The organism is Burkholderia sp. GbtcB21 (assembly GCF_019091065.1).
Lineage (GTDB): Bacteria > Pseudomonadota > Gammaproteobacteria > Burkholderiales > Burkholderiaceae > Burkholderia > Burkholderia pyrrocinia_C.
The window spans coordinates 1-253 of the sequence record NZ_JAGXKA010000335.1; the positions used below are offsets into that span (position 1 = coordinate 1).

Sequence of the window (253 nt, forward strand, 5' to 3'; positions counted from 1 at the left end):
TCGTGATCCACGGCGAACCCGACGACACGGTGCCGATCGCGTGGGTGTACGACTGGGCGCGGCCGCAGGAGCTGCCGGTCGTCGTGATCCCCGGTGCCGAGCATTTCCTCCATCGCAAGCTGCATGTGCTGAAGCGCATCATCGTCGCCGCGTGGCGCTAGCCGGTACGCGGGCGCCGGCGGAACGGCCGGCGGCTCGCGTCGCGCACGGGCTCCCGCCGGTGGGGCGATCGACCGCACGACTGCGCGCCGCT

The 253-nt window shown here is 72.7% G+C and carries 1 pseudogene; it reads left to right on the top strand.

Going from position 1 to position 253, the window contains the following annotated elements:
* Positions 1 to 161 (top strand): annotated as a pseudogene (locus tag KVT39_RS37065) (alpha/beta hydrolase); the annotation flags it as partial.
* Positions 162 to 253: the final 92 nt, after the last annotated feature.